The sequence below is a fragment of the Planomicrobium sp. CPCC 101079 genome (genome assembly GCF_007859275.1).
In the GTDB taxonomy this organism is placed as follows: domain Bacteria; phylum Bacillota; class Bacilli; order Bacillales_A; family Planococcaceae; genus Planococcus.
Genome location: NZ_VOHC01000027.1, coordinates 1 through 604 on the forward strand (window position 1 = coordinate 1; position 604 = coordinate 604).

2 tRNA genes and 2 rRNA genes are annotated in these 604 nt (G+C 51.8%); all 4 read left to right on the forward strand.

Features of this window, described 5'->3' with window-relative positions:
• Positions 1 to 119: ribosomal RNA gene (locus tag FQV28_RS12055) — 16S ribosomal RNA — on the forward strand; the annotation flags it as partial.
• A 104-nt stretch (positions 120 to 223) separates the two neighbouring features.
• Positions 224 to 300: transfer RNA gene (locus tag FQV28_RS12060), tRNA-Ile, on the forward strand.
• Between the two features lie 8 nt (positions 301 to 308).
• Positions 309 to 384 (forward strand) — tRNA-Ala (locus FQV28_RS12065).
• Positions 385 to 496: 112 nt separating this feature from the next.
• Positions 497 to 604 (forward strand): 23S ribosomal RNA (locus tag FQV28_RS12070); the annotation flags it as partial.

The following is a 604-nucleotide window of genomic DNA, read 5'->3' on the forward strand; positions in this document are numbered from 1 at the left end:
AACACCCGAAGTCGGTGAGGTAACCCTTGTGGAGCCAGCCGCCGAAGGTGGGACAGATGATTGGGGTGAAGTCGTAACAAGGTAGCCGTATCGGAAGGTGCGGCTGGATCACCTCCTTTCTAAGGATTTATTCGGAATCAAGGCCGCTGGCCTTGAGTTGACGTTTTGCGTTCGGTTTTGAAGGTTCAGGTTGCTGAAAACTTCATGAGAAACACACTCAAGAGGGCCTATAGCTCAGCTGGTTAGAGCGCACGCCTGATAAGCGTGAGGTCGATGGTTCGAGTCCATTTAGGCCCACCATTCTTCTTGGGGCCTTAGCTCAGCTGGGAGAGCGCCTGCCTTGCACGCAGGAGGTCAGCGGTTCGATCCCGCTAGGCTCCACCAATCGTTTTATTTCGATAAAACGACCTTGTTCTTTGAAAACTGGATAAACGACATTGAAACAAATGAAACAAGCAACACAAGTACGCGGCCAACATGGCCAACTTTTTGACTTGGTTAAGTTAGAAAGGGCGCACGGTGGATGCCTTGGCACTAGGAGTCGATGAAGGACGGCACTAACACCGATATGCCTCGGGGAGCTGTAAGTGAGCGATGATCCGGG